A 23,222-nucleotide genomic window follows, 5' to 3' on the forward strand; every position below is an offset into this window, starting at 1 on the left:
TGATGAAAAAGATTATATATATTGCGCTATATTGGTTTATAGTTCAAATGATTATTGCTCAACTTGGTACTCGTATTAGTTATAAGTTCTTAGAAAAAGATAATCAGTATTTTCGAAGTTGGAATTTTGAACAAGAGGGTCAATTATGGCAACAATTAGTTAAAGTGCAATATTGGAAAGATCATTTGCCAGACGGTCAAAATCTTAACCCTAATATCAGTAGTAAAGCGACTTTCGATTTATCTAAAAATATGAATGATATACAGCGATTTATATTAGAAACTAGACGTGCAGAGGTGGTTCATCTGCTATCCATATTTCCTGTTATTGCGTTTTTTAAGGCGTCAAAAAGTGTTAAAATAATTAATTTTATATATGTCATTATAGCTAATGTGCCTTGTATGATTGTTCAGCGCTATAATCGCCCTAAGTTAATACGTATTTATAATAAATTACAAAAAAGAAAAGGTGATTAAATGGGAAATAAGAAAGTGGTTGTCATAGGAGGTGGCTTGGGAGGGATTGCCAGTGCAATTTGTATGGCTCAAGCAGGCTATCAAGTGGATTTATATGAACAAAATAAGCATATCGGTGGAAAGGTAAATAGGTTAGACATAGATGACTATGGATTTGATCTCGGTCCATCAATTTTAACCATGCCTAAAGTATTTCAACGCCTATTTCAACGATGTGATGAAAGGCTAGAAGATTATGTTAGCATTCGTAAGTTAAGTTTACAGATTAGAAACGTTTATCCAGATGGCCAAATTTTAGATTTATATGAATCCATGGAAGATATGTTAACAAATAATGAATCGTTAACAAATAAAGATATAGAGCAACTTTCTTCGTTTTTTAGTTACGCACAAAAGATACATCAAGTTGCTGAAAAAAGCTACTTTGATAAGGGATTAGATACGATGTTTGCAATTATTCGTTATCATGGTCCGTTTTCAGCTTTAAAGCAATTCGATTATTTTCATACAATGCAACAAGCCATTAATAAAAGGGTAGATAACCCATATTTAAGAGAAATGCTAGGTTATTTCATAAAATATGTCGGCTCCTCATCTTATGATGCTCCGGCTGTATTGAGTTTATTACCTCAAATGCAACATGAGGAAGGTTTGTGGTACGTAGATGGTGGCATTCATAAGTTAGCGGAAGCGATGGAACAATTAGCGAGAAAATTAGGTGTGGGCATACATTTTAACACCCCTGTAAAACGTATCAATTATAATAGTCAAAATAAGGTGACAGGGATAACAATAGAAAGTAATAAGGAAATATATGCAGATTACATTATATCTAATATGGAAGTAATCCCTGTTTATAAGTATTTATTGAATTTTGATGCAAACCAAATAAACAAATTGGAACGTAAATTTGAGCCAGCTAGTTCAGGTTATGTCATGCATCTTGGTGTGGACAAAAGTTATCCAGAGCTTCAACATCATAACTTTTTCTTTTCAAGTAATTCTAAAGTTAATTATGATCAAGTTTTTCACCAGTATGTTTTGCCTGAAGATCCGACTATTTATGTAGTGAATACAAATAAAACAGATAAGACACAGGCGCCAGAGGGACACGAGAATATAAAAATATTGCCACACATACCGTACATTCAGAGTAAGTCATTTAGTGAAGCAGAATATCTGCAATTCCAAGAACGTATATTGGATAAATTAGAGTCCATGGGCTTGAAAGATTTGAGAAAGCACATTGTATATGAAGACGTATGGACACCACATGATATAGAAAATACATACAATTCTAATAAAGGAGCTATATATGGCGTAGTATCCAATAAGAAGAAAAATAAAGGTTTTAAATTTCCTAAAAAAAGTCAGTACTTCAAAAATTTGTACTTTGTAGGTGGTTCTGTAAATCCTGGCTCTGGTATGCCTATGGTTACTTTGAGTGGTATGCAAGTAGCAGAAGCTATTATTAATGGAGAAAGTAGTTGAGGCTGAATGATACTTTATATAATAGCAATAGTATCGACGATACTATCACTAATAAGTGGAATGTGTATGTATGCGCGTCGAGCGATTATAAATAACTCCGGAAAAGGAAGAGGTCAGACAGCCGTCAGTGTTATTGTACCTGCTAGAAATGAAGCGGAGAACTTACCTAAATTACTTAACAGTATAAGTAAAGAGCAAGAAATAGAAGTAATTGTTATGGATGATGGTTCAACTGATGAGACACAAGTTGTCGCTAGATATTATGGTGCGAGCGTATATACTGTTGAAAATGATACTATATGGCAAGGTAAGTCACATGCTTGTTGGCAAGGTAGCAAATATGCAATGCATGATTTATTGATGTTTGTTGATGCTGATGTTCAGTTTGCTTGTGATGATAGTATTCAAAGTATAGCCAATCAATATGATTTACAAGGTGGTAAAGGTTTGTTGTCAATACAACCTTATCACAAGATAAAAAAGCTATATGAAAATATATCGGCGATTTTTAATTTAATGACAATCGTAGGTATGAATCAATTTTCAATCACGAAATCAGCAAATAATGAGCAAGGCGCGTTTGGACCAGTCCTTGTGACAAATAAGCAAGATTATAAATTGACACAAGGACATTTGAAAGCTAAAAATCAAATCATTGAAGGCTTTGCAATAAGTAAAGCATATAATAAGCAAGGTTTGCCAATTAGTTTGCATGAAGGCCAAAGTGTAGTGAATTTTAGAATGTATTCTCAAGGATATAAAGCGCTATTAGAGGGTTGGAGTAAACATTTTGCACTTGGCTCTCAAATAACTAAAAAGTCTACGCTTACGTTTGTATTTTTATGGCTATTTGGTTCACTTACAACAGTTTTAGCGATAATTTTTTCAATTAATTTAGGCTCGATATATATATTATTAGCTATTACTTTATATTTTATATATGCTGTACAGTTTCATATATTTATTCGAAGAACAGGAAATTTTAATATCGTTGCGAGTTTATGTCATCCACTGCTCTTCATATGCTTTGTCGTGATATTTTTTAAATCATGGTTAGATATCAATGTATTCAAACGTATATATTGGAAAGGCCGTAGAATAAATTTATAGCTTAGTTTTTTATACAAATGTCAAGAAGTTCTAGGCTTACTGAGGAGGCCAATAAATGAATCAATTAGAGAGAGATTATAACCATTGTCACAATATAATGAAAGAACATTCAAAAACGTTCTCATATGCCTTTGATTTTTTGGATCTAAAAAGGAAAAAAGCAATTTGGTCTATTTATGCAGTTTGCAGAATTATAGATGACAGTATTGATAAATACAAAGACCTTGAGCAATTAGACGGCATAGCTAGAGATTTAGATGTGATTTATAGCGATTGTGATTATATTCAATCGTATCAAAGTGACGCAGCTATTATGAATGCTTTAAGTAATACATTGAATACATATACAATACCTAAAAAACCGTTCGAATCTTTAATTCAATATGTGAAGGAAGATTTAGTTTTAAAAGAAATGCAAACTGATTCAGATTTATATGAGTATTGCTATGGTGTGGCAGGTACTGTCGGTGAATTGTTAACTCCTATATTAACTTCATCAAATGAAAATAATTTCGAACAAGCTGAAGAAGCTGCGATTGCTTTAGGCAAGGCAATGCAAATAACTAATATTTTAAGAGATGTCGGTGAAGATTTTCAAAATGGAAGAATTTATCTAAGTGTAGAAAAATTAGCTCAATATCGAGTTAATCTACATTCTATATATTATGAAGGAGTTACGCCAAATTATATAGAACTGTGGGAAAGTTACGCTACAGAGGCAGTTAGGTTATATGATATTGCATTAAACGGTATTAATTATTTTGACGAAGAGGTACGTTACATTATCGAATTAGCTGCGATAGCTTATCATGAAATACTTGTGGAAGTAAGGAAGGCAAACTATACGTTGCATAAGAAAGTATATGTAAGCAAATTGAAAAAAATGAAAATTTATCGTGAACTTAGTGCGAAATATAATAGGAGTGAAACATTATGAAGATTGCAGTTATAGGCGGCGGTGTTTCAGGTTTAGCTGCAGCTTCAAGATTAGCAGCAAACGGTCACCAAGTAGATTTATATGAAAAGAACCAACAAATAGGTGGCAGGATGAATCAGATCAAGCAAGATGGATTTACATTTGATATGGGACCAACCATCGTAATGATGCCTGAGATTTATCGAGACGTTTTTAATTACGCTCAAAAAAATATGAATGATTACTTGGAAATTAAACAATTATCACATATATATGATGTTTATTTTAGTGAAACAGATCAAATTCGCGTTCCTACAGATCTTGCTCAATTAAGAGATATGCTTGAAAGTATTGAACCTAACTCTACACATGGTTTTATGTCCTTTTTAACAGATATATACGAAAGATACGAAATAGCACGAAAATATTTTCTAGAACGTACGTTTAGGAAACCTACAGATTTTTATAATCCTTTTATTATATATCAAGGTATGAAACTCAAAACATTTGATAAAGCAGATAATTTAATTGAAAAATATGTTGATAATGAAAAAATCCAAAAGATTTTAGCGTTTCAAACATTATATATAGGTATCGACCCTAAACGAAGCCCGTCATTGTATTCAATTATACCCATGATAGAGTTAATGTTTGGTGTTCACTTTATAAAAGGTGGTATGTATAGCTTTGTCAGAGCGCTTCAAACGCTAAATGAAGAATTAGGTACTCAAATTTATACCAACGCAAACGTTGAAGAAATTATCATTGATGGTAGGTATAAGTGTGCGGAGGGACTAAAAGTAAACGGACATATAGAAAAGTATGACAAAATAATTTGTACTGCTGATTTCCCATATGCTACTTCATCTTTAATTAAAAATGAACATCATCCTAAGAAGTATACGACACAGAAAATTGATAATATGGACTATTCTTGCTCAGCCTTTTTAATGTACATAGGGGTTGATAAAGATTTATCTGAAGATATCTTGTTACATAATGTTATATTTTCAAAGGATTTTGATAATAATATCAATGAAATATTTTCCGGGGAAATATCCCAAGATCCATCAATATATGTATACGCTCCTAGTGTGGAAGATCAGTCGTTAGCGCCAGAAGGTCAAACAGGTATTTATGTGCTGATGCCTGTTTCAGAATTGAAAACAGGTGATACGGATTGGTCCGATGAGTCAACAATCACACAAGTGAAAGATATTATTTACAATAAGCTTTCTACGATTAAAGCGTTAGAAGATTTGAAAAAGCAAGTTGTGACAGAAATTATTTATACACCTAAGGATTTTGAAGGAGATTATAATGCTAAATTTGGAGCAGCCTTTGGTTTAATGCCTACTTTAGCGCAAAGTAACTATTACAGACCGCCTAATGTGAGCAGAGATTACAAAAATTTGTATTTTGCTGGAGCTAGTGTTCATCCAGGGGCAGGAGTGCCAATTGTACTGACGAGTGCTAAAATTACAGTTGATGCTATGTTAGAAGATATTAATAATGGTATATAAAAAACGGGAGTGGGACAGAAATCAAATTTTCTAATATAGATTTCGTAGTCCCACCCCGGCAAGGGTGACTAGGATTGAAAAAAGCTTGATATAATAGCATTTTCAATTCAGTCACCTACTGCCAAATTGAAAACGAGCCTGAGACATCTATTTATGTCCCAGGCTCGCCTTTTTAACTAATCGAACGTAATGGTTTGTGGTGTGTCTAATTTTTTATCGTTCATAATTTTTATGGATTTTGGTATTACTTTAATTACACACAAGTTTGGATCATCCTTAGAGTCAAAAAAGGACTTATCTTGTTTGTTCCAAATCCAATCAATAGTCTCTTGATCTTTCAGTATTTCAACATTAGCATCAATTTCTAGAAAACTACGATTATTCGTTTCATCGTAACCTATAAGTACATGAGCTTTGGGATTATCTTTAAATTCAGCAATTTTTTTAGACTCAATGCTTGTCTTAGTATAAAGTGTGTGTCCATCATTATAAAATACCATGTATCTACTATTAGGTGTATTGTTATGTGCAGTAGATAGGACACCTATTTTTGATGTATTTAATATATTTTCAATTTCATTTTGTAATTGTTCGTTATTCATAATTTAATCACCTCTGATAATAATATACCCTGAAGTTGCCTATAATATGTAAGGTATTAAAATTTATTTTATTTTTTAGTGAATTATACAAAAGTTAAAACGGGTATATGATTGAAAACACAATCTTAAGTTAAAGGACAATTATAAAGTGAATTTGTATGAAACAAGCTGGGAGGCAATAAAATGCATTTAGGAGTCATACTTAACAGAGTTTTTAGAACGAAAGATAATCCACTTTTTCAATATATAGTGAAGCATCAAAATGAGATAAATAAATTGTATTTTATCTTACCTTTAGAAGATTTAACTGACGCATCAGAAGTAAAACGTGAATATTACTATAAAGTTGTAAAAGGATTTGTAAATGCTTTAGATAAGCATGATATACAACCTCATATTGTCACATATGAAAAGCTAGGTGAATTAGCCGAAACATTGGCGTTATCTCACGTATTAGTAGCAAAAGATATTATGAGTTATCACAAAGAAATATATGACTATCCTCATGTAAAAAAGGCTTTTGAAAATCACCAAGTTACAGTAATTGGACAGCGCGTGAATCATTATTTTGAGCCAACAAAGACTTTTAATAAACAGCAACAGCCTTATAAAGTATTTACTAGTTTTTATAAAGCAAATCGTCAGGATTTAGTAAACACCCCTAAAAAAAGTTATCAATTTAAGCAGTTGTCTCAAATTGCAGAAAAGGGTTCAAATCAAAGTGACTTAAAATTTGAAAATAATAAAGATATAGAAAAGTTAGCGCGTAAAGCTTGGGATGATTTTTTAAATAGTGACATAGCTCATTATGATAAATTGACTGACGATGTGTCGCAGGATTTTGTAAGTGGATTAGGTAAATATTTAGCATATGGACTACTCGATATTCGTGAAATTATAAATGATTTACTTGAAGATTATGAGAGCGATGAAAAAAATTATGAAGCTTTTATAAGAGAGGTTCTATTCCGTGAATTTTATTATGTGTTAATGACACAGTATCCAGAAACGGCAACTAAATCTTTTTCTGAAAAATATCGAAACATGCAATGGTCTTATAATAAAACACATTTTGAAGTATGGAAAAAAGGTCAAACTGGCTACCCAATCGTTGATGCTGCAATGAAGAAGCTGAATCGTACAGGATATATGCATAATCGCTTACGAATGGTCGTATCACAATTTTTAACGAAAAATTTATTTATTGATTGGACTTGGGGGGAGGAGTACTTTAGACAGTATTTGATAGATTATGATAATGCATCTAATGTACATGGATGGCAGTGGTCAGCATCAACTGGAACAGATGCAGTGCCTTATTTCAGAATGTTTAATCCTATACGTCAAAGTGAGCGTTTTGATGCGCAAGGGTATTTTATTAAAACACAGCTAGAAATATTTAATGATGTGAGCAGTAAATACATTCATGATCCAACTAAATATAAAGACAAGTTACAAGAAATTTATCATATTGAAATTGGAAAAGATTATCCACAGACTATCGTGAATCATAAAAATAGTAGAGATTATGTTATGGATAAATTTAAGCAATTTTGACATATCATCCAATAAAAAGGAGTGATTCATTTGTTGAAAAATGAAATACATCGTATTTATTTAGACAAAAATAATAATGAGGTAACTATTAATAGATTTAATGTGACATATCACTATACAATATTAGAACAAATTAATGATTTGCCACAATATGGTTATGCAGTTTTAAACCATTTATATGCTAATCCTGGTTTAGAGGCAGACTTCGAGCGTGTGTTCTTAAATAGAGATAAACATCTAGAGAATACTGAAGGGTTTGAAAATCTATTATTTCTAAAGCCACATAGTACACATGAACATCATGTTATCATTACGTTTTGGCAAGACGAAGCAGCTTACAAACATTGGCAAGAGTCTCAGGAATATAAAGCATCCCATAAAAATAGAGGAACCAAACAAGGTGCTGATAAATCTATTGTAAACAGAAACCTATCATTTAATATTAGTTTAGAATTTAAATAACATAATTTTTGAATTAAATGATATTTCTGCAAACATATAGGCGAGTTATTTAAATACTAACTTGCCTATTTTTTAAGCGATATAAAAATTTTAGCAAAATCACTGATAAGGGGAAGCGTATCACAAGTGATGCGATTTTTTAACTTTGAGATTAAACAAAATTAAGTTGTTTAATCTCTTTTTTGATTTGAGGAAGGTTATAAAATAGCAGGATTCAATTTTTTAATAATTATATATTAAATCATATTTATGCAATTATTCAATTTAATTATAGTTCAATTTGTGTTTCCTGAATCACATCACCAACGCCATTATATATCTGTACCCAACCATCATCATAAACTTTTATCATGTTAGATCCTACACCAGATTTATTATTAGCGTCAATTGTCCATACTCCATCACTATAAGATGGTTCTTGGAATTTCATTAAGTCAGCATCGCCATTTTCATTTATGGCAGCTAAAGCATAGTCAAATACATTATCCCTAGTTACTTTTTGTTCATCTTTATTTTCTTCTTGACTAGTTTCAGTTGAATTGTCTTCTTTTGTTTGTGTTTCTTCTGTACTTTCTGTTGCTTGATCATCGGAAGAAACTGATGTATTTGAGGATTCTTCATTTTTATTTTCTAACTGAGTTTCTAAGTTCTGTTGTTTCATTTCTACTTCTTTATATTTTGAATAGCCAAAAACGCCTGCGGCTAATAATACTACAACTACTGCTAAGATTGATAATGCTATTAATAATTTTTTCATTTTATTTTCCTCTATTCTTCACTATCTTGGGCCGCTTTAGCTGCATCTATGTTTCTTTGTTGTTCATCTAAATCCATTCCAACATCACCTTTAGGTTGTTCTTCTTCTAACTCTTCATCTTGATAATACATTTCACGTGAAGTAGGTTGGAATTTACCTTGTCTAGCTAATTCTTCTAATTCTGGTGTCATTTCATCTGTCGTAGCAACTCCGTCTCCATCTTTGTCTGCTTTAGCTATTTCTTCGTTTTGATTTAGTTCTTGATCTTCTGTATTAACTTGTTCTTGTTGCTCATTACTATTTACTTCTTGAGTTTGATCTTGTTGTTGTTGAACTTCTTCATCACTATTTGATTCTTCTTTTTGATCTTTCTTCTCATCTTTCTTGTTTACTTCATTTTTATTATTTTCTTTACTGTCCATTAAATCTTTAATACTACTATAGCCAAAAACACCTGCTGCTCCGATAATTGCGATTAAAGCGATTGACGTTAATGTCATTAATAATTTTTTCATTTCAATTTCCTCTTCTTATTTATTATATTAATAATTTCCACCTTGGTCGTTTTGTCTAGCTTCTACTTGTCCACGTAAGAAATCTTCATATCCTGAATCTTCTTCAGCCATATCTTTTACTGTTTGAGCTTCTTCTTCATCCATTCCTTCTGTATATTTAGAAATAAATTCTTCTGAATCCATATCATTTATATTGTTACCTTCGTTATCAGTTACTTGAGTCTCTTCTTCAGTCACTGTTTCTTGTTGTTGACTTTGTTGAGCGTTCACATTATCATTTTCTGTATTAACTTGTTCCTGTTGCTCATTACTATTTACTTCTTGAGTTTGATCTTGTTGTTGTGTAACTTTTTCATTAGCGCTTTCTTGATTTTTATTTTCTTTCTTTTTAGATACTTCTTCAGTTTTTTTATCCTCTTTATTATCTGTTAAGCTTTTAAAACTACTATATCCAAATACTCCTGCTGCTCCGATAACTGCGATTAAAGCGATTGATGTTAATACCATTAATAATTTTTTCATATAACTATCCCCATTCTGTATCTATTCTATTTTTATATTAATCTATTTTGTTACGCTTTTCTATATGTATTATTAGAATAATTAAAAAGACATATTTTTTAAGTCAATATGTCTTTGAAAAATATTATGTCTTTATTGTTCTTTAATTTCTATTGGCTGACCCAATTTACTTTCTATAATTTGTGAAATTTCTTTTCCTAATGGTGAAATCATTGAATTATTAGAGCCGGTAAATTTTTGACTGTATTATAAATAAAGAAAAATAAGTTATGTATAAAAAATCCACTTACGCATAAAATACGTAAGTGGATTTTTTATATAACTGAAGAAATATCTGTAATAGAACACTAGAAACTTAGTTTAATCTTTTCTCTTTGTAAATAAATGGAAAGAGATACCATAAGGATCTCTTACATAACCATAACCTTCAGTATAGAACTCTGGACTAAATGCTTTTAATACCTCACTGCCTTTTTCGATTAACTGGTCATAAACACGTTTAGTTTCTTCTACGTGGTCAAAAGTGATACAAAGCGATATATTATTACCTTGGGTTATAGGTAAACCTTCTGTATCATCCGCAATCATAATTTTTATATCTCCAAATTGAAGTACACATTGGTCAATTTTATTTAAATCATTTTTATCGATATTAAGTTGCTTATCTTTAGGTCTATCCTCAACACGTTGGATGTAGAGTGTTTTAGCGCCAAATAGCTCTTCATACAACCTTTTTAAACCATCTGCATTTTGTGTAATTAAAAAATAGGGACTTACTTGAAATTTCATAGTTTTTCCTCCTTAGATTTGTTATAAATAGAGTATACATTTTAATAGTTTCACCTATTGATACCAAAAGGGGAATAATAATGAAAAAATCTATTAGGTTATATCATATGATTGAATATTGTAATGAAAATAGGAATTTCAAGTTGAAAGATATAATGTCAGAATTTAATATTTCTCGTAGTACTGCTCTAAGGGATATAAAGGAAATTGAAGCATTGGGAATGCCTTTATATAGTAGTACAGGGAAAAATGGTGGCTATACGACTATAGGTAATCGAAACCAAACGAAAATAGCAATCACAGACGAAGAATTGAAAGCTTTAGTATTTACGCTTTCAAGTATCTCAAATGTGAGTAAGTTACCTTTTCAAACAGAATACCAAGAAATATTAAAAAAGTTATATAATAATTCGAATAAAAAAGAACTGATAAACCAATATAATGGGGTATTTCAATATTTTAATGAAGACACGTATCAACTCAAAAATTATAAATTATTTAATGAAATCATTAGATTAATAATTGGTAATAAGTCTTTTAAAATATGTTATTCACAAAATTACTTTAAAGGACAATATAAAGGTATTGGTATCTTGTATAAAAATCAGCAATGGTACTTCGTTGTTGCTAATATAGCATTCAAATTAGTGAAGCTATTAAATATTTCAAAAATAGAAGAATTATATGAAATGGGAGAAACACAAGACTGTAATGATATAACTATGCAGAATTTTCAACAGTTCATGGTTAAAAATGAAAATGCCATTAATATACAAATTAGAAGCAATATCATTGGATTAAATATCTTGAAAGGATATCTGTGGAGTGACTATATGATTGAAAACATTAACGAAGAGACATATTTGTTTAAATCGAAAGTGAACGTGAAAGATATAGATTTTATAGCTAAATTAATAGTCACATGTGGTGCCAATGTCAAAGTAGAATCTCCTATTAGTTTGAAAAAAGCTGTTAAAGCTGAATTAACTAAAATAATAAATATGTACTAATAGTAAATTAATTATAATGGCAATGATAAAGGTGAGTATCACATAAATGATAAGCTTAAACATATATAATTAATCCGTTGTATAATTAGAATACCGCATAACCAACCGATAAGCAGAAGAGTACCACAAATAAAACTAAAAAAAGGGGGTTGTGTATAATATAGTATGAAGTGAATTGATGGAAAATAATATATGGGCAGCCTTGATAACTGGAGTATTTTTTATGGCTCTAAGGAATGGATTAGATTATACCTGGGTATCAGAATTTCGAATACAAAGTTAAATTTAGAAATACTTTATCCAGTCTATACAGAATGTTTTATTTCAGCTAAGAAAATGAGAGGAGCGTACAGAACTCCTTTTACACAAGAAGATCTGTAATATTTATGAAAATAATAAGTTGAAGGAGAGTTACAGGATGAATAAAAGTAAAGTTTATGCCATTATAGTGTTAACTATATGCTTAATAATTATGGCAGTCTGCTTACCGCTTTTAATTAAAAATGGTAGTTATTCAGCTATTTTTTCTGCTTTCATTCCTATAGCAATAGTAATAATTTATCTTATCTTTAATAAGCGAAATAATAATGATAATTAGGTATTGTAATAACATCACTTATACTTTAAAAATGACGGAGGGATTGGTAAGAAGTGACAATATTTACAATAGGTCATTATAATTATAATCTAGAAACATTTCTTGAAATGCTAGAAAAAGCTAAGATAACAAAAATTATAGATGTTCGCTCATTTCCAAATAGTAAAAAACATCCACAATATAACCAACATGACTTCATGGATTGGCTAAAAGAGCACAATATAAAATATAAACACATTTCATTACTAGGCGGAAGAAGAAAACGTTCTGGCGTAGTTGGAGAAAATTTGAATGCTGGTTGGAAAAATCAATCATTTCACAATTATGCAGATTATACTTTGACCGACGATTTTAAAGAAGGTATCAATATATTGATGGAAGAAAAAGATAATAATGTGGTTGCATTGTTATGTGCTGAACGTCATCCTTCAAGATGTCATCGTTTGATTATTAGTAATTGGCTACAGGCACATAATGAAAATGTAACACATGTTATTTTAAATAATAATGGCATTGAATTAAAATCGCATAAATTAGGAGAATGGGGAGCTATGCCTATCATTGAAGATGATGGACATGTTGTATATCCCTTTATGACAAAATAAATTCCAATGATAAATAAAAAAGTAATGAATAAAAATCACATGATCAAAGAAGACCCAGTAGTGTGTCACAAGTGATGCTATTTGATAGATATTTAATAATACAATAGGTCATTTGAAATAATTTAACAGCATCCAATCATACATTTATATAATTAATTAACAAAAAAGATCCTGATTTATATATTTTTGATGAAGCAACGAGTGCTTTAGATAGTGCAACGGAAAATCGAATTATGAATAATGTTGATCACTTAGTGAAAAATGGTAAAACCGTAATTGTTATTACACACAAACTAAGTAATGTAATGAATGCGGATGTGATCTACACTCTGAAAAATGGTGAAGTGATAGAATCTGGAACACATCAAGAGCTTTTAAATCGACAAAGTGAATATTATAAATTATGGAAACTGCAAACGAAAGTATAAATAGATTCTAAAATTGATGAAAGATTTGTCCCAAAATTTTTTAAGTGAGTGACTTTGTATATTATGCTTATTTTCATCTGTATCGGAATGGTAGAAATTCATAAAAATATATAGTACCTCTAGTATATAGTTGTTAGAGGAACTATTTTACATTATATTAGTAATTCGATTGGATCTAATGTTTTTAAAGGGCATCTTAAGATATGACTAAATGATTGAAAATAGTGATGAGGAAATATATTTATTCAAACCAAAAGTGAACGCGAAAATCAAAGATTTTATAGCTGAATTTTTAATAATTGCAATGACAAAAAGGTGATAAATGGGTGGATCACATTAAAGATACGGTCAAACTTATGTATGTGATTCGTTGTATAAATTGAAAACCACATCATTAACCGATGAGCAAAAGCATATCATAAATAAAAATAAACAATAAGTTGTAATTAGCATGATAAAATTATGGAAGTTAATATGAAATTAAAGAATATGAAAGTAACAGATATTAAATCGATTAATGTTCTAATTTCATTTTGAAGATAGAATTAAACTAATTGTTGGAAGCTTAGAATATGTGGTAGAAGCTAAAGAACTTCAATACTAATCATATGTTATATTTAATAAAATATAAATAAAAAGTTATCGTAATGGTATTTATAGGGGGATGATTTAATGAAAAATGCATTAGATATAATATGGGTTGATTTTTATAAAGAATTTGCTATAAAACTATTGGAATATCATGAAAATCGTAAGGATTTAATTGAAAAAGTAAAAAAAATATATAAAATGACTGAAATTAAACTACCAACTTTAGAGAGAAATAATGATTTAACAGATATTGATCCATTTACAGTGTTTGCTTTATTTAATAAAAGCAGGTTAACTTTAGCAAATAAGGTGAAAATATTGGAAGCAATAGCAGAACTTTTCGAAATTAAGGCAGAATTACCAAATAGTTTTGAGAGTATTCCAACTATCAATAATATGGGAGCTACATTTTATTATTTTGAAGGTGATCGCAATGCAAAAGATATTGATGAACTTTGGATGCTATTTAAGGCAGCATTAGATTTTGCTAAGGATCCTACATCTACTTCTCAAGAAAAATTCATAGAATATTTTGATAAAGTTATGTCCAAAAAAGGAATTCATAATAGTAAATTGACAAGTGGTTTATACTGGATTGCTCCAGAAAAATTTGTCAATCTCGATTCTCGTTCTAGATGGTATATATATGAATCTGGTGAAATTACTGGTGAAACAATAAATAGGTTACCTAGAATAAATGGCAAATTATCAGGTGAAGAATACATAGAAATAATTGATAACATACAAGATTATCTTTCAAATGAAGAAATTTTAATTGATAACTTTATTGAATTGAGTTACGATGCTTGGCTTTATTCTGAAAAAATTAATTTACAAAAAAAGAATAAAATTGAAACAACAGATGCAGATAAAGATGTTGAATCAATGAATTATTGGATATTTTCACCAGGGTCTCAAGCAATTAATTGGGATACGTTTTATAAAAAAGGACTTATGGCGATAGGTTGGGAAGAATTAGAAGATTTTTCAAAGTATACAAGTAGAGGAGACATGAAAGAAAAATTACAAGAAATTAATGGAAATACAAACAACTATATTAATATTACGAATGCTATTTGGCAATTTACTAATGAAATGAAAATTGGAGATATTGTTTATGTTAAAAAAGGCCAAAAACAAATAATTGGCTGGGGAATAGTTACTTCTGAACATGAGTATCATCCAAATCAAGAATTTAAAAATATACGTACAGTCGATTGGAAAGATAAAGGAGAATGGATCACTTCTATAAAACCAGCCCCTAAAACTTTAACCAATATTACACCATATAATGATTTTGTTGAAAATCTTAAAAAATTATTTGAAGAAGATAAAATTGATATAGAAGATGAAACAGAAATAGTCTTACCAAATTATGATAGAAATCATTTTTTAAATGATGTATTTATGGAAGAAGAGGATTATCTTAAGTTAGTAAATTTAGTTAGAAGAAAGAAAAATGTTATTTTACAAGGCGCTCCAGGTGTTGGTAAGACTTTTGTAGCTAAACGACTAGCTTATTCAATGATGGGAGTAAAGGATAAAAAACGTGTTCAAATGGTTCAATTTCATCAAAATTATTCTTATGAAGATTTTGTTATGGGGTTTAGACCAACAGAATCAGGATTCGAACTCCGTAAAGGTACATTCTACAATTTTTGTAAACGAGCAGAAAATGATATAGAAAATGATTATTTCTTTATTATTGATGAAATTAACCGTGGAAATCTAAGTAAGATTTTAGGAGAACTATTCATGTTAATAGAGAATGATAAACGCGGAACAGAACTTCAGTTATTATACGCAGACGAAAAGTTTTCTGTCCCTCCAAATATTTATATTCTTGGAATGATGAATACAGCTGATCGCAGTTTAGCAATGTTAGATTATGCATTGCGTAGACGATTTGCCTTTTATAATATGACAACAGGATTTATGACAACAGGATTTAGGTTATATCAAGAAAAGCTAGCTAGTGCTAAATTTGATTCTCTTATTCAATGTATTTTAAATTTGAACTCTGAAATTAAAAGAGATGAGTCACTTGGTGAAGGATTTATTATTGGCCATAGTTATTTCTGCAACTTATCAAATGTTACTGACTATGAATTAGAGAATATAGTAGAATATGAAATTATTCCGTTAATAAATGAATATTGGTTTGATGAACCAGATAAGGTAGATTCATGGTCTGAAAAATTAAGAGGAGCTATTCAATGATAGCTATTAAGAATGTATATTATATGTTGTCATATGCATATAAAGTACTAAATGAAAAAGGTTACCGTAAAGTCGCGACGGAAGATTTTGAGAATGCAATTGATTTGTATGCAGCTATTTTAATTAAGGGTGTATCTATTCAACTAAAACGTGGCTTACATCATGAATACGTAGAAGAAAAAGAATCTTTGAAAATGGTTCGAGGCAAAATTAATATCACAGAATCTATTAAAAATCTAGATATCATGAATCAGAAGCTCAATTGTTCATATGATGAGTTTTCGATTAATATGTATATGAATAAGATAATAAAAACAACTATGATTTTGTTACTTAAAACTGAAATTTCAAATGAGAGAAAGAAAAAAATTAAAAAGTTATTATTATTTTTTGACAAAGTAGATACATTAGAAAAACATAATATCAATTGGAATTTACAATTTACTCGTAATAATCAAACATATAAAATGTTAACGTCTATATGTTATCTAATTATTAAAGGATTACTACAGTCAAAAAAAGATGGAAGTAATCAACTAATGGATTACTCAGATGAGCAACAACTATCACGTTTATTTGAAAAATTCATCTTTGAATATTACAAAAAAGAATTTCCGCAATTAACAGTTACAGCGTCCTATATTCCTTGGATGGTGGATGATGGAGTTAGTGATATGTTACCTGTGATGAAGACCGATATTATCCTTTCATGTAATAATAAATATTTAATAATTGATACTAAGTATTACACTAAAACATTACAAAATAATTATGGTGTTAATAAAATTCATTCAGGAAATCTGTATCAAATTTTCACCTATGTTAAAAATCTAGATATTGATTTAAAAGAAAAGTCAGCAAAAGTTTCGGGAATGTTACTTTATGCTAAAACTGATGAAAAAGTAGTTCCCGACAATGATTATCAAATGAGTGGAAATCATATTAGTGTGAAAACATTAGATCTAAATTGCGATTTTGTTCAAGTTTCAGAACAATTGAACCAAATAGTACTTGAATATTTTAAAATTTGATTTACTGCTGGGTTAATTATATTTTATAACTAATACTATATCTATAGACTTCTACTTTCTAACAGTTTTGTGCTCACTTTTCCACGACTAATTTCTTAGTCTATAGTCTTCGTCTAGTAGTTTTCTCGCAAGAGTTGACACAATTTACTACTAAAATCATATACTAACAGGACATAAATAAATGTAGACAAACCCTACGTAAATTAATGAGTAGGGTTTGACTACTTGTTGATATAGTGATTTAAATTTGCTCTAATAATGAGTTCATTTTTTGCTATATCACTAACAAAGAGAAGCGATTATAAGTGATGCGGTTTTTCAGACGCTATTTAAAGAGATTGTGAACCTACCAGACTATATGAGGTTAATAAGAAGTAAAGTTATATTTTTAATAAAATGTAGATTAATCATTTAAATAATTATATACTTTGTCAATTTGTGCTTTAAAAGTGTCGCCAAATTTATTATCGAAGAATGCGCTACCTATTGTGAAACCCCAAGGTGAAATAGACTTAATGAATTCGAGTCTTTCATAAGAATCAATGCTTCCAGCAACACAGACAGGAATATCTATGTTAGCTACGAATTTAGAAATTAAATTTGTAGCATTACCTATGTAACGAAATCCCAGCAAATCAAATCCATGGATACCTGTATCTAAGTAATTGTTTGCTTCTTTTATAATTTCTTCAATTTCTCCATGAAGTACAGATGGTCTATTACTTATGTTACCAGCAAATGGCATATATTTAATATTATGTTTCTTGCAATAATCATTTACAGATTCGTAGAAAATAGTTCCCATCAAAATATCACAATTGCAAACTTTGGCTAAATATGCGCCTTCTAAACATTGTTTTTCTTCGTATTCAACTATTTCTAGAACGGTATTTTTACCACACTGTTTCATATAATTATATAATGATACCATTTCTTCTAAAGAAATTCCTTTATCCTTAAATCCCCAATATTTAACGTTAGTATCTTTACATTCTTCAAAAACTTCAAATGCATTTTTCACTGTAAAGTCATTATATGTGAGCATGACAATAAGTTCAGAATTTTCCAAAATAGACGCCCCTTTTATATTAAATTCCTAATTTGACTTAAGTTAATAGTTAGTTTACACTTTGTTGCTATACAATACAATAATAATTTTAATAATTCAAATGTTGAAAAAAGGATGTTATGTTAAAATGATTAATATTTTATTTCCAAATATTTACATAAGAAAAGTTTTTGATATAGATTTTTATAAAGTTTATAAGCTAGGTTACAGGGGACTGATTTTTGATATTGATAGTACTTTAGTTCCTCATGGTTCAGATTCTACAAAAGAAGTGGATGAATTATTTGAAAAATTACAAAGAATAGGGTTTAAAACTATATTTTTATCTAACAATAGTGCAAGTCGTATTGAGCGTTTTAATAAGAATATAAATATAGCATTTATAGATGAAGCTAATAAACCAAATAAAAATGGATATATTAAAGCTATTGAAAGATTAGAAGTTGAAAAGTCAGAAATATTATTGATTGGGGATCAGATATTTACTGACATACTTGGAGCTAATTTAACTAAAATAGATAGTGTATTAGTAAAGTACTTATTACATGAAAATGAAGTTAAAATAGGTAAAAAAAGAAGGGTTGAAAAAGCTGTTTTATGGATTTTCTTTTTAACAAAGTGGATTTTTAAAAAGAATTCGAAAATTGAAAAATTGAAGGTGAATTATAATGAAAAAGCGTAAAAGTTTAAGTGAAATTATTCCTATATGGTATAGAGTGGCTGAGAGAAAGGAAACGATACGGAGACATGTGAAAGATTTAGTAAGTAACAATAACTTTTCAAATAGTTATTTAAGTAATCGTTTGCCTAATGAGATTTATAGACATAAATCTAAAATAATTAAAACTGGCAAAGATATTGACCCAATTTTACAAGAAAATAAAGCTTTTAATATTGAATTATCTTCTTCAAAAATAAATGGATTAGTAATAAAACCTAATGAAGTATTTTCGTTTTGGAAATTAGTAGGCAAAGTGAATAAAAAGAATGGATACAAAGAAGGACGAGTTATAATTAATAATAAAGTTGAAGCAGGAATGGGAGGAGGACTTTGTAATTTAGCCAATACAATTAATTTATTAATTCTGCATAGCCCTTTAAAAATAACAGAAGTTCATTTTCATTCCGATGCACTAGCTTCAGATATTGGAAAGCGTGTACCATTAGCTAATGGTACTTCAGTCGCTTATAACTATGTAGATTATCGTTTCAAAAATACAACAGATCAAAGTTTCCAAATAACTTTAAACTGTGAAAACCAAGAATTAGTAGCGATATTAAATAGTGAAAGCCCCATACCCTATAAATATAAAATTGTTGAAGAAAATCATAGGTTTGTTGAGGAAAACGGTATATATTACAGAAAATCTAAAATTTATAGAGTGACAGAAGATAAAGAAACATCCATTGAGTTAAATAAAGAATTAGTATTAGATAATAAATCGGAAGTTATGTTTGATTATGACTTAATACCAAAGACCCAAAATAATTAGTAAAATTGATAAAAAGAAGTGCATCATAAGTGAGATTACTTCTATTAATAGTTACGAAAAAAAGCAACAAGAGCAGAAATTCATTATTAAACTTGAATTTCTGCTCTTATTTTTTCTAATTCTCCAATATATATCTATAAACTTCATCTTTTACAGGTGTTTCCATAGACAATGTCATCGTTACAATGTTGTTTTTTTTCTCGTTTGGCATCGTTGTTTGTTCAGCTGTACCATCTAAGTAGTGTGCTTTTCCCAGGAAATAAAATTCATTTCCATCTAAAACATCTTCTTTTTTTACAAAGATATACATATCTATATTGTTCTTCTGATGTGCTAATATTTTTTGTACTTCTGGTGAGGTTAATTTTCTTTTTGATCTTGTAAACCATTTAAGTTCATCAGGACTTAGGAATTCGTCTTCGTATTTAGTATTGTCACTGATATTTTCTTGTTTATGATATGTTATGAAAATTGGTAAAGTATTATTACCGAATTTATATCCGTTGATATTTCCGGATTCATCTGATTTCCAATTTAGTAATTTAACAAAATCTTTTCTTGTATATTTGTTATAAAGTAGTAATCCATTTTGGTTTTTGTGATGTACTTTATTGTTATATTTTGCTAATTCTATTATATCTTCGACATATGTTTTGAAAAGTAATTTTTCAAGTGATGCAGCAAAAGACTCTGTTAACGTTACTTCATCATTTGAAATGTTGGCGATTGGTTTGCCATAGGTTTTATTAATATCTTTACTAAAAAAACTAAAATTTAATATTTTTAAAGTTGTTTGAATATCTTCTAAGGTAACGTTTGGATCTACATTTTGAGCAATGGTTAATAGCTCATTTATCTTATAGGGTCTATTAATTATTGCGTTTAAAATAGTATGATCTACATTCTTTAAACCAGGTGCAATTTCTCGTGATAAAAATGTTAAATTGAGATTTTCATTTTTATCTAACTGTTCTTCTATTTTCTTGGCTCTAACGAGGAAATCATTATAGTTTTTATATGAACTGTCTGTTGAATATATAACACTTGGATCTATAGAGTTCTGTCTAATAAAGTCCATGAGTAAAGGCAATCTACCAATTCTTTGTTCAACTTCATTATATGCTTGTTTGATGTGAGAAGCGGCACTTAATTTAACTTGCTTAAGTGAGTCGTATATTTTCTTTTTAGCGACTTCTTCGAAGTTGATTGTTGAAACACCCATTAATGCTGTATTACTCGTTAAAAATCTTCTATAGTTATCTTTATTTTGAGACTGATCGCCTGATAAAGCTATTGGAATAAGATAGTTCTTCTCGTAATTACCTATAAAGTCTATAACCGTTACATATTCTTTGTTTTCGCTTTTTCTAAGCCCTCTACCAAGCTGTTGAATAAAGATTATACTTGATTCAGTTTCTCTTAACATGACAATTTGATTTACAGGTGCAATATCTATACCTTCGTTAAATAAATTAACGGTTACAATGTAATTTATCTCACCAGATTTAAGTTGCTCTATCACTTTTTGTCTCTTTTCTGAACTGTCTTCACCCGTCAGTGCATCAGAAGGCACATTAAGTAATGTTAGTTTATCAGCTAAATCTTTAGCTTCGTCTTTTCTGCTAACAAATATAAGTCCTTTTAATTCTTCACCAGAATAACCATAGTATTGTGTTTTTTCTAATACATGTTTTACTCTTTCATCAGAAGTTAAATCAGTTAATCTGCTAAAATCATCTGTTGATTTTCCTTTATGAATATAGTCTGTAACACCAAAATAATGGAAAGGACAAAGTATTTCACTTTCAAGAGCTTTTTGTAATCGAATTTCATAAGCAATATTGTAATCAAACATTTCAAATATATTTAAGTTATCTGTTCTTTCGGGTGTAGCTGTCATTCCAAGAGTGAAGTCAGGTGAGAAATAATTAAACACTTTCTGATATGATTTTGCTGCAGAACGATGTGCTTCATCATATACTATGTAGTCAAAATGATTTTGATCAAAATTATTATAAATATCATCTTTAGATAAAGTTTGAATTGTAGCAAATAAATATTTAGCATGAGTTTCCTTATACTTACCTGTTAATAATCCAAAGTCTTCATCTTTGGAAAAAGGTAATACTTTTTTGAATTCTTCAATTGCTTTATGTAAAATTTCTTCGTTATGAACGATAAATAAAAATTTATTTGGATTATAATTTCTCACATCTAATGCACATAAGATTGTCTTACCTGTACCAGTTGCAGATATAATCAATGACTTGTTTTTTCCACTTTTTCTAAGTTCAGCTAAAGAATGTAAGGCTTCTTTCTGCATAATGTTTGGCTCGATTTTCATAGTTTGTTCAATGTTATCTTGCATAACCCTTTTTTCCCTTGCAATATGTAGCGCATTTTTTAAAGATTGTTCATCATATATAAGTTCATAATCTTGTATCCAAGTATCTGAAAGAGGTATGCTCTTGCTCCATAATTCATCAAACTGAGCTTTTATATTATAAACAAGGTCACCGTTCTTTTGTGTGGAGAGTAAAATGTTGTGTTCATAGTTTACCTTTAATGCATTAGAAGTTAGATTAGAACTGCCTACGATCATGGAAGCATAATGTTCATGTTCAAACACATAACCTTTGGCATGAAATCCGTTGACATCAGTTAATCTGACATCAACATTTTTAAGCTTTAATAACTCTTTATACATCTTAGGTGAGTTAAAACCTAAATAATTAGAAGTAATAATCTTTCCGCGAATACCTTTTTGATTTAAATCATAAAGGTGAGATTTTAAACTAGCTAAACCACTTTCGGTAATGAAAGCTACTGAAATTGTAAATGATTTGCATTTATATAATTCATTAATAATTGTTGAAAGTACATTCTCATCTTTATTATTAATCAATAACTTAGGCATGAAGTTCCCTTTATGGGGGATTGTACGATCGATAAATCCTTTATGTAGCGACTGATTAAAGTCTTCTAATAAATTATCCACTATTGTCCCCCATCTACAATGATTTTCACAGCCGGTATGTCTGCCGGCGCCCATTCTAATGATTCTAATTCTTGAATATTTAACCATTTAATACTTTTATGTTCAGTTAGTGTAGGCATTTTTTCTTTTAATTTACATTTATAAGTATGAAGATTAACAATTCCAAAATCATATTCATAAGTAGTTGAGGTAATTTTATTACCAACCTCAAGATCACATAACATTTCTTCGTTTATTTCACGTTTTAATGCGTCAATCTCAGATTCATTTTTTTCAATTTTACCACCAGGGAATTCCCACATAAGAGGCAAACTCATATTCTCATTTCTTTGTGCACAAAGAACTTTATTATCAGAAAAAATAACAGCACCAACAACCTCGATTTGTTTTTTCAAAATATTACCTCCAAATAGCATGTTTATTTTATATTTTAACAAAATATTGTGGTAAAAGTAATAA

22 protein-coding genes are annotated in these 23,222 nt (G+C 29.5%); 14 read left to right on the forward strand and 8 right to left on the reverse strand.

All coding sequences use genetic code 11. The features are described from left to right. Positions 1-2: 2 nt before the first annotated feature. The 5 genes from FYJ81_RS10460 to FYJ81_RS10480 all read left to right on the forward strand — a co-directional run bounded on the left by FYJ81_RS10460 (position 3) and on the right by FYJ81_RS10480 (position 5,516). Positions 3-476 (forward strand): glycosyl-4,4'-diaponeurosporenoate acyltransferase, encoded by a 474-nt coding sequence (locus FYJ81_RS10460; protein WP_107523489.1) that lies wholly within the window; start codon positions 3-5, stop codon positions 474-476. Beyond that, entirely contained in the window at positions 477-1,967 is a 1,491-nt protein-coding gene (locus FYJ81_RS10465) for a phytoene desaturase family protein (protein ID WP_056936130.1), read from the forward strand. Between the two features lie 66 nt (positions 1,968-2,033). After that, positions 2,034-3,077: a glycosyltransferase gene (locus FYJ81_RS10470; protein WP_107523488.1), complete on the forward strand. Its 1,044-nt coding sequence runs from the start codon at positions 2,034-2,036 to the stop codon at positions 3,075-3,077. 55 nt (positions 3,078-3,132) lie between these two features. Beyond that, a complete protein-coding gene (locus FYJ81_RS10475; RefSeq protein ID WP_154409631.1) occupies positions 3,133-4,014 on the forward strand; it encodes a phytoene/squalene synthase family protein in 882 nt (293 codons plus the stop codon). Next, the gene (locus FYJ81_RS10480; protein ID WP_154409632.1) at positions 4,011-5,516 is read left to right on the forward strand and encodes a phytoene desaturase family protein; all 1,506 of its coding nucleotides are present in this window, start codon (positions 4,011-4,013) and stop codon (positions 5,514-5,516) included. The genes FYJ81_RS10475 and FYJ81_RS10480 overlap by 4 nt, the downstream gene beginning before the upstream one ends. Positions 5,517-5,692: 176 nt before the next feature. On the opposite strand, the gene FYJ81_RS10485 is transcribed toward FYJ81_RS10480, so the two are convergent. After that, complete coding sequence (locus tag FYJ81_RS10485) at positions 5,693-6,118, reverse strand: pyridoxamine 5'-phosphate oxidase family protein (RefSeq protein WP_016911010.1); 426 nt, start codon at positions 6,116-6,118, stop codon at positions 5,693-5,695. A 183-nt stretch (positions 6,119-6,301) separates the two neighbouring features. Between FYJ81_RS10485 and FYJ81_RS10490 the strand changes: the two genes are divergently transcribed. After that, on the forward strand, positions 6,302-7,675 hold the full coding sequence (locus tag FYJ81_RS10490) for a cryptochrome/photolyase family protein (RefSeq protein ID WP_107523729.1): 1,374 nt from the start codon (positions 6,302-6,304) through the stop codon (positions 7,673-7,675). 21 nt (positions 7,676-7,696) lie between these two features. Further along, a complete protein-coding gene (locus FYJ81_RS10495) occupies positions 7,697-8,137 on the forward strand; it encodes an antibiotic biosynthesis monooxygenase family protein (protein ID WP_230623014.1) in 441 nt (146 codons plus the stop codon). A 268-nt stretch (positions 8,138-8,405) separates the two neighbouring features. On the opposite strand, the gene FYJ81_RS13050 is transcribed toward FYJ81_RS10495, so the two are convergent. The 4 genes from FYJ81_RS13050 to FYJ81_RS10515 all read right to left on the reverse strand — a co-directional run bounded on the left by FYJ81_RS13050 (position 8,406) and on the right by FYJ81_RS10515 (position 10,720). Beyond that, a complete protein-coding gene (locus FYJ81_RS13050) occupies positions 8,406-8,894 on the reverse strand; it encodes a hypothetical protein (RefSeq protein WP_195837327.1) in 489 nt (162 codons plus the stop codon). Between the two features lie 11 nt (positions 8,895-8,905). Next, positions 8,906-9,409 carry a hypothetical protein gene (locus tag FYJ81_RS10505; protein ID WP_107523701.1) on the reverse strand — a complete coding sequence of 168 codons (504 nt, stop codon included), beginning with the start codon at positions 9,407-9,409 and terminating at the stop codon, positions 8,906-8,908. A 27-nt stretch (positions 9,410-9,436) separates the two neighbouring features. Next, positions 9,437-9,931, reverse strand: a complete 495-nt coding sequence (locus tag FYJ81_RS10510) for a hypothetical protein (RefSeq protein WP_107523702.1) — start codon at positions 9,929-9,931, stop codon at positions 9,437-9,439. Between the two features lie 360 nt (positions 9,932-10,291). After that, complete coding sequence (locus tag FYJ81_RS10515) at positions 10,292-10,720, reverse strand: VOC family protein (RefSeq protein ID WP_107523703.1); 429 nt, start codon at positions 10,718-10,720, stop codon at positions 10,292-10,294. An 80-nt stretch (positions 10,721-10,800) separates the two neighbouring features. Between FYJ81_RS10515 and FYJ81_RS10520 the strand changes: the two genes are divergently transcribed. From FYJ81_RS10520 to mcrC, 5 genes are all read left to right on the forward strand, one after another. Continuing rightward, the gene (locus FYJ81_RS10520; RefSeq protein ID WP_107523704.1) at positions 10,801-11,730 is read left to right on the forward strand and encodes a helix-turn-helix transcriptional regulator; all 930 of its coding nucleotides are present in this window, start codon (positions 10,801-10,803) and stop codon (positions 11,728-11,730) included. Positions 11,731-12,381: 651 nt separating this feature from the next. Continuing rightward, positions 12,382-12,933, forward strand: a complete 552-nt coding sequence (locus FYJ81_RS10530; RefSeq protein WP_019469203.1) for a DUF488 domain-containing protein — start codon at positions 12,382-12,384, stop codon at positions 12,931-12,933. 233 nt (positions 12,934-13,166) lie between these two features. After that, positions 13,167-13,361 carry a hypothetical protein gene (locus FYJ81_RS10535; RefSeq protein WP_107523768.1) on the forward strand — a complete coding sequence of 65 codons (195 nt, stop codon included), beginning with the start codon at positions 13,167-13,169 and terminating at the stop codon, positions 13,359-13,361. Between the two features lie 672 nt (positions 13,362-14,033). Further along, positions 14,034-16,172 carry an AAA family ATPase gene (locus FYJ81_RS10540; RefSeq protein WP_119517938.1) on the forward strand — a complete coding sequence of 713 codons (2,139 nt, stop codon included), beginning with the start codon at positions 14,034-14,036 and terminating at the stop codon, positions 16,170-16,172. Continuing rightward, positions 16,169-17,203, forward strand: coding sequence for a 5-methylcytosine-specific restriction endonuclease system specificity protein McrC (mcrC, locus tag FYJ81_RS10545; RefSeq protein WP_107523672.1), 1,035 nt, complete (start codon positions 16,169-16,171; stop codon positions 17,201-17,203). Before FYJ81_RS10540 ends, mcrC begins: the two co-directional genes overlap by 4 nt. Before the next feature lie 403 nt (positions 17,204-17,606). Here mcrC and FYJ81_RS10550 read toward each other — a convergent pair whose 3' ends face one another. Beyond that, entirely contained in the window at positions 17,607-18,272 is a 666-nt protein-coding gene (locus tag FYJ81_RS10550; RefSeq protein ID WP_107523671.1) for a hypothetical protein, read from the reverse strand. A gap of 127 nt (positions 18,273-18,399) precedes the next feature. Here FYJ81_RS10550 and FYJ81_RS13180 point away from each other — a divergent pair, with 127 nt between their 5' ends. Together FYJ81_RS13180 and FYJ81_RS13185 are read left to right on the forward strand one after the other, a co-directional pair. Beyond that, a complete protein-coding gene (locus FYJ81_RS13180) occupies positions 18,400-18,954 on the forward strand; it encodes a YqeG family HAD IIIA-type phosphatase (protein ID WP_107523670.1) in 555 nt (184 codons plus the stop codon). Beyond that, positions 18,941-19,765 carry a VanW family protein gene (locus FYJ81_RS13185; protein ID WP_119535999.1) on the forward strand — a complete coding sequence of 275 codons (825 nt, stop codon included), beginning with the start codon at positions 18,941-18,943 and terminating at the stop codon, positions 19,763-19,765. Before FYJ81_RS13180 ends, FYJ81_RS13185 begins: the two co-directional genes overlap by 14 nt. Positions 19,766-19,880: 115 nt before the next feature. Here the strand turns inward: FYJ81_RS13185 and FYJ81_RS10560 are convergent, their stop codons facing one another. Then, positions 19,881-22,763: a DUF3427 domain-containing protein gene (locus FYJ81_RS10560; protein ID WP_119517907.1), complete on the reverse strand. Its 2,883-nt coding sequence runs from the start codon at positions 22,761-22,763 to the stop codon at positions 19,881-19,883. Then, a complete protein-coding gene (locus FYJ81_RS10565) occupies positions 22,763-23,158 on the reverse strand; it encodes a (deoxy)nucleoside triphosphate pyrophosphohydrolase (RefSeq protein ID WP_107523761.1) in 396 nt (131 codons plus the stop codon). Before FYJ81_RS10565 ends, FYJ81_RS10560 begins: the two co-directional genes overlap by 1 nt. Positions 23,159-23,222: the final 64 nt, after the last annotated feature.

Origin of the sequence: Staphylococcus sp. McC-251-APC-3A2 (genome assembly GCF_009695665.1) — a bacterium.
Taxonomy (GTDB): Bacteria; Bacillota; Bacilli; order Staphylococcales; family Staphylococcaceae; genus Staphylococcus; species Staphylococcus cohnii.